Source organism: Nitrospirota bacterium (assembly GCA_020851375.1).
Taxonomy (GTDB): Bacteria; Nitrospirota; 9FT-COMBO-42-15; order HDB-SIOI813; family HDB-SIOI813; genus RBG-16-43-11.
Genome location: JADZCV010000046.1, coordinates 52,650 through 59,494 on the forward strand (window position 1 = coordinate 52,650; position 6,845 = coordinate 59,494).

The following is a 6,845-nucleotide window of genomic DNA, read 5'->3' on the forward strand; positions in this document are numbered from 1 at the left end:
TCAGCTCCTCCCTACTGAATAATAGTCAAACCCGTTTTTCCTCATCCTATCAGGTTCATACACATTCCTTAAATCTATAAATACCGGATGTTTCAACAGACCTCTTAATCTCTCCAACTCAAGGTTTCTGAACTGATTCCATTCTGTGATGAGTATTATGGCATCAGCATTAGTAGCTGTATCATAGGCATCATTGCAATAAGTGACTTTATTTCCGAGTACGGCTTTTGCATCATCCATTGCAGCCGGATCAAAAACTCTTATGTTTGCGCCAATATCAACAAGACCATCTATAATATGAATGGCAGGCGATTCCCTGATATCATTTGTATTTGGCTTGAAAGAAAGGCCAAGTACACCGAGTGTCTTGCCTCCTGCTCCACGGAGCGCATGTTCGATCCTGGTGATCATGTGATTCTTCTGTGTTATATTGACCTCAATTACACTGCGTGCAATCTTGAAGTCATAACCGTGGCTCTCACCAATCTGCAGCAGCGCCCTGACATCCTTTGGAAAGCATGAACCCCCAAATCCTGGTCCGGCATGAAGGAACTTTGGGCCTATCCTTTTATCCAGTCCCATTGCCTTTGCCACCACCTGGACATTAGCTCCGACCTTTTCACACAGGTTGGCCATCTCGTTGATGAATGATATCTTTGCTGCGAGAAACACGTTTGAGGCGTACTTTATCATCTCTGCCGTTTCTATGTCGGTCATAATAAACGGAGTCTCAATTATGTAGAGGGGACGGTAGAGGTCTCTGACTATAGATGCTGCCCGTTCACTGCCGGAGCCTATAACTATCCTGTCAGGCCTCATAAAATCCTCGACAGCAGACCCCTCACGAAGGAACTCAGGGTTGGATACAATATCAAATTCACAATTGCTGTTTATATTTTTGATAATATCTCTTATTCTTTCGCCTGTCCCCACAGGCACAGTGCTCTTTGTAACTATTACTTTGTAACTTTGAAGATTTTCTGCTATTGTTTTTGCAACAGAGTCCACGTAAGAGAGGTCAGCCGAGCCATCCTCAAGTGACGGTGTTCCAACGGCAATGAAAATAACATCTGATTTTCTTATAGTATCCGCTGTATTTCCCGAAAATTGCAGCCTGCCCTCGTTGATATTCTTTCGCATCAGCTCTTCAAGTCCGGGTTCATAGAAAGGTACGACCCCCTTTTGCAGGAGGTTGACCTTCGCCTCATTCATATCAACGCAGGTAACGTTCAATCCGAACTCTGCAAAGCATGTTCCTGTAACAAGACCAACATACCCAGCGCCAATCACGCCTATGTCCATAATTTCATTTCCTCCCTTTTTCCCTTTTTAAAAACCATTCTGCAAACCTGCCCACACCTTCCTTAATGTCCACAGACGGGGTATAACTGAGTAGTTTCCTTGCCTTATTAATATCGGCAAATGTAACCGGCACATCTCCTGGCTGTTCAGGAAGCCATTCAATGACAGCCTTCTTCTTTAAATTTACTTCAATAAGCGAAATCAGCTCATTGAGTCTAATGGTCTTTGACTCACCAAGGTTGACAATCTCATACCCAAATTCTGTGTTGAGAGATGCCATTATGCCCGCGATGATATCATCAATATATGTGTAGTCCCGCCTCGATGTCCCATCACCATACACGGGTATCTCTTTACCCTCATAGATCAGCCTGGTAAATTTGTGTATAGCCATCTCCGGTCTCTGGCGGGGTCCGTAAACAGTGAAGAATCTGAGGCAGCACACGGGTATCCCGTAAAGGTGATGATATGTAAAAGAAATAAGCTCTCCTGCCTTCTTTGTTGCAGCATAAGGAGATATCGGGAAATCCACATTGTCATCTTCACTGAACGGGACTTTTTTATTTTCGCCATATACTGATGATGATGATGCAAATATAAATTTCTTTATATGATGGTTTTTTGCCATTTCAAGAAGGTTCATCGTACCCCTTTCATTAACATCGTAATACAAAAGAGGCTCTTTAATTGATGGCCTGACCCCTGCACGCGCAGCAATATGGACTATAACATCTATATTGTTTGCGTTGAATATATCGGCAAGGAGTTTTAAATCCCTGATATCACCTTCAATCAATGTAAACTGTCTGTTTTCATGAAGGGTTCTGATATTTTCCCTCTTTATCTGAGGGTCATAGAATGTATCAAAGTTGTCAAGGCATATTACCCTTGAACCTTCCTTAAGGAGCATTTCACTGAGATGAGACCCTATGAATCCTGCACCGCCTGTAATAAGGATATTTTTCAAATCATTTCTCCATTACCACCAGATATTCCCTGTTCCCCTTTTGGCCGGGGATAGGGGAGGGGGCGCTCCCCCTGATCCTGAACCCAATCCCTTCGGCAAACTGAATGACTTTATTTACGGCGCTCAATATTTTGGCGGTATCCCTTACGATACCCCCTTTCCCGACCTCTCCCTTTCCAACCTCAAACTGAGGCTTGACAAGCGCAACAATCAAAGAGGGAGGAGAAAGATGCTCCCATACGGATGTCAAAATCCTTGTAAGAGAAATAAACGATACGTCAATAGTAACTATATCAATTGCTTCTGTAACGGCTGCCCAGTCAAACTTAAGTATATGGGTCTTTTCCAGATTAATCACCCTTGGGTCGTCCCTTAGCTTCCAGTGCAATTGGCCGTAGCCGACGTCAATGGCATAGACCTTTTTAACCCCATTTTGTAATAAACAGTCTGTAAAACCCCCGGTTGATGCGCCTATGTCCATTGCCGTCATACCCGTTAAATCCAGATTAAAATGCCTTACAGCCTCTTCCAGTTTAAGTCCGCCCCGGCTGACGTACGGCATCTGATACCTGATGCTGATCTCAGCGCTCTCATTGCATAAAGTGCCCGCCTTATCTGTCAGGGTGCCGTCAACGTACACACTGCCGGAGAGTATGACCCCCAGGGCCTTCTGTCTTGTTTCTGCAAGTCCGCGTTCAACAAGGAGGACGTCAAGCCGCAGACGTCGCTCTTTCACACCTTCCCCCATTTTACTAAACGGGGGATGAAGAAAGATACTACCTTCGCAATGCTGTCTGCATCAAGACCATATAGCTGGTGTAATTCCTTTATAGTGCCATGCTCGATAAACTTGTCAGGAAGTCCAATCCTTTTTACGTGAATATCCGCTGCCCCGTGTTTCTCAAGGGCCTCCATGACTGCGCTGCCAAATCCACCTGCGAGGGTGCCATCCTCTACAGTGACGATATAACCGCATTTATTTGCAAGCTCTAAAATCATTTCCTCGTCAAGAGGTTTTGCAAATCTTGCATTTGCAACAGCAGCGTCAATTCCATTCTTCTTAAGAATCCGGGCTGCATCTAATGCGGGATAGACCATATTGCCCAGCGCAATTATGGCTACATCACTTCCATCCGTAATAATCTCTCCCTTTCCGATTTCTACGGGCATAAACTGCTGTTTCATTTCCACCCCCACACCCGCCCCCCGCGGATAGCGGACGGCAGAGGGGCCATTGTAGCTGATTGATGCAGAAAGCATGTGCTGTAATTCATCTTCATCCTTGGGCGACATTATCACAATATTGGGTATATGCCTCAGAAAGTTTATGTCAAATGTCCCATGGTGTGTAGGCCCGTCTTCTCCGACCACACCCGCCCTGTCAATCGCAAATGTCACAGGGAGGTTTTGAAGACATACGTCGTGAACTATCTGGTCATATGAGCGTTGAAGGAATGTAGAGTAGATTGCAACGACAGGATGATATCCTCCTGAAGCCAATCCTGCGGCAAATGTCACCCCATGTTGTTCTGCAATGGCTACATCGTAGAACCTGTCCGGGAATTTCTCTGCAAAGGCATTAAGTCCGGTACCCTCGGGCATGGCGGCTGATATCGCAACTATTTTATCATTTATCTCAGCAAGTCTTGTCAAAGCCTGGCTGAATATTTTTGTATAGGTCGGGACAACAGATTTCTTCAACGGTTTCCCTGTCTTAATATCAAAAGGCGGGATGCCGTGGAAAGATGCCGGGTCATTCTCTGCAGGAGGATAACCCTTCCCCTTCCTTGTGACAACGTGCACGAGAACAGGTCCCTTAAGATTCGCTATGTTCTCAAGAGTCGGGAAGAGGTGATCAAATCTGTGTCCGTCAATAGGGCCGATATACCTAAACCCAAGTTCCTCGAATAATGTCCCGGGACCTACCAGTCCTTTTACAGATTCTTCAGCTTTTTTCGCAACCTTCAGCATAGGCTCTCCTATGCGGGGGATATTCTTTATAATAAACTCTGTTTCCTGTTTGACCTTTGTGTAAAATGATCCTGTTATAATCTTGCTCAAATAGGATGATATGGCCCCGACATTGCGGGAAATAGACATCTCATTGTCATTTAGGATGACGATAATGTCTTTCTTTAAGTCACCTGTGTGATTAAGCCCCTCAAATACCATGCCGGCTGTCATGGACCCGTCGCCTATCACAGCTACAATCTTGTTGGATTTGCCCAGTTTGTCCCGAGCCTCAACCATTCCAAGCGCCGCTGATACGGATGTCCCGGCATGTCCGACATTGAATGAGTCATAGCTGCTTTCATCCATTTTTGGAAAACCGCTTATGCCTCCATGTTGTCTGAGTGTATGAAACTCGCTCCTGCGGCCGGTTAACATCTTGTGAACATATGCCTGATGGCCGACGTCCCAGACAATCATGTCTTCAGGGGTATCGAGGATATAGTGGAGGGCAATTGTCAGCTCGACAACACCAAGATTTGAAGCAAGATGCCCGCCTGTACGGGAGACTACTTCCAGCAAACGCTCACGAATCTCTTCTGCGAGCTGCGGAAGATGTTCCTTGGGTATTTTTTTAAGGTCCTGAGGGCTGTTTATTGTGTCGAGGTATTTCACTTTATAATTCCCGTTCAACTGTTCCTTGCTATGATATAGCCGGCAATCATCCTGAGGTGGTTTGCCTTATCATCGAAAGAGTCCAGGGCAGCCAGAGCCTCGTTTATGAGTTTTTCTGCCAGGATCTTTGATTCAGCCAATCCTGTAATCGCCGGATATGTGCTCTTGTTTTGTCTTGCATCCTTGCCTAATGACTTGCCAACTTCCTGTTCAATACCTTCCACATCAAGGATATCATCTGCAATCTGAAATGCCAGTCCGGTCTTAGCGCCATAATCTGTAAGCGCCTGCAGTTGAGTTTCAGTTGCACCACCTGAAATTCCGCCTGCCCGTATGGCCGCCAGTATAAGGGCGCCGGTCTTCCTGCGATGTAGTTCTTCGAGTTCCCTGATATCCATAATCGTTCCTTCGTTTTCCATGTCTAACTGCTGCCCGCCGACCATCCCTTCTGGTCCTGCGGCGGCTGCAATTTCATGTATGATCCGGAGACGCCTGTCTGCATGTTTGTTCGCCTCTACATTATCTGCTCCGGAAAGTATTTCAAAAGCCATAGTCAGCAGGCCGTCGCCGGCAAGTATTGCGGTTGCCTCACCAAAGACCTTGTGGTTCGCAGGTTTCCCCCTCCTGAGGTCATCATTGTCCATAGAGGGGAGGTCGTCATGGATAAGAGAATAGGTGTGAATCATTTCTATGGCAACAGCAGCAGGTATAACATCTTCTATCCTGCCGCCAACTGCTTCACATGAAGCTATTGCAAGTATAGGCCTTATTCTCTTTCCGCCTGCAGCGAGGCTGTAGTGCATTGAATTATACAATGTATGGGGTATATTCCCGGGGATGCCCGAAAGTCTCAGAAGGTATCCGTCTATTATCTCCTTGTTTGACTGGAGGTATGAGCTAAGGATAGACTTATCCTTCGTTTTCACTGTTATCATTTATTTTAGATTCAGTGCCAAAGGGCTTTAAGACCGCCTTGTCCTTATCCTTCATAAGGATTTCAACCCTTTTCTCTGCCTCATCTAATTTAGTCATGCAGGTCTTTGAGAGTTTTATCCCCTCTTCAAAGATCTTCAATGATTCTTCAAGAGGCATGTCCCCTTTTTCGAGGGTCTGAACAATCTCCTCAAGCCTCTCCATAGCCTTTTCAAATTTTACTTCTTTTTCCATAGGTTAAGGTATTATAATACAAGGAGGGGTAAGGACGTCAAGAAATTATTCAAAGACACTGTTTACCTTGACAAACTCCAGGAAATTTATTAATGTCTATCCTGCCCGGCAATTGGTGATTCTTCGTAATTGGTTTGATAATGTAGCCAGGTTGCCCAGTGGTTTGTTAAGCCATTAACTGTTTTTTGTTCAAAAACGTCCAGATGCAAGGAAGGCCTTAAAATTTGAGGTGAGGCGTACTTTATGTACGTTGAGCCTCAAATTTTAAGGCCTGACGCCGCAGATGGATGTTTTTCAACAAAAAATCAAGGCGGTGTAGCTCAGTCGGCTAGAGCAGAGGTCTCATAAGCCTCGTGTCGGTGGTTCGATTCCACCCACCGCCACCATAATAAATCCAGCACATCCCCTAATCACCCCTCGCTTCCTCACGGCTTCTTCCTGAAACTGATCCGTCAATAGATATTATCAGGGGTGAAGTTTTATAACGATGCATTATTGATTCATTATAGAAACATATATTAAAACGTCTAATTATCTCTATTGACAGTGAGGTCAAGTTACTGCTATTTTACGTTTCACGCACGGGCTGTCTACTGCCAGCTCAAGCTGCCATATAGGGTATAGGCCAAACTAATGGAGGACATGGGTGATGAAGAGGGTATTTGCAGTTCTCTTTCTGATTTTCATTATTCCCTGTACATCCTGGTCTTATACATATCAGGATGTGCAGACCTTCGTTGATAACAACCCTGCACCAGAGGGGTGCTTTAACTGGACAGAAGAG

General features: G+C 45.2%; 6 protein-coding genes and 1 tRNA gene. 1 reads left to right on the forward strand and 6 read right to left on the reverse strand.

Annotated features, from left to right (window positions below; genetic code table 11):
- From IT393_11290 to xseB, 6 genes are read right to left on the reverse strand one after another with little or no spacing between them, the layout of a single operon-like run.
- The gene (locus IT393_11290) at positions 1-1,302 is read right to left on the reverse strand and encodes a UDP-glucose/GDP-mannose dehydrogenase family protein (protein MCC7203228.1); all 1,302 of its coding nucleotides are present in this window, start codon (positions 1,300-1,302) and stop codon (positions 1-3) included.
- Between the two features lie 4 nt (positions 1,303-1,306).
- Entirely contained in the window at positions 1,307-2,269 is a 963-nt protein-coding gene (locus tag IT393_11295; GenBank protein ID MCC7203229.1) for a GDP-mannose 4,6-dehydratase, read from the reverse strand.
- A 1-nt stretch (position 2,270) separates the two neighbouring features.
- Positions 2,271-3,017: a TlyA family RNA methyltransferase gene (locus IT393_11300; protein MCC7203230.1), complete on the reverse strand. Its 747-nt coding sequence runs from the start codon at positions 3,015-3,017 to the stop codon at positions 2,271-2,273.
- On the reverse strand, positions 3,002-4,894 hold the full coding sequence (locus tag IT393_11305; GenBank protein ID MCC7203231.1) for a 1-deoxy-D-xylulose-5-phosphate synthase: 1,893 nt from the start codon (positions 4,892-4,894) through the stop codon (positions 3,002-3,004). The genes IT393_11300 and IT393_11305 overlap by 16 nt, the downstream gene beginning before the upstream one ends.
- Positions 4,895-4,908: 14 nt before the next feature.
- The gene (locus IT393_11310) at positions 4,909-5,829 is read right to left on the reverse strand and encodes a polyprenyl synthetase family protein (GenBank protein ID MCC7203232.1); all 921 of its coding nucleotides are present in this window, start codon (positions 5,827-5,829) and stop codon (positions 4,909-4,911) included.
- A complete protein-coding gene (gene xseB, locus IT393_11315) occupies positions 5,804-6,061 on the reverse strand; it encodes an exodeoxyribonuclease VII small subunit (GenBank protein MCC7203233.1) in 258 nt (85 codons plus the stop codon). The genes IT393_11310 and xseB overlap by 26 nt, the downstream gene beginning before the upstream one ends.
- Positions 6,062-6,370: 309 nt before the next feature.
- On the opposite strand from xseB, the gene IT393_11320 reads away from it, so the two are divergent.
- Positions 6,371-6,447 (forward strand) — tRNA-Met (locus IT393_11320).
- Positions 6,448-6,845 lie beyond the last annotated feature (398 nt).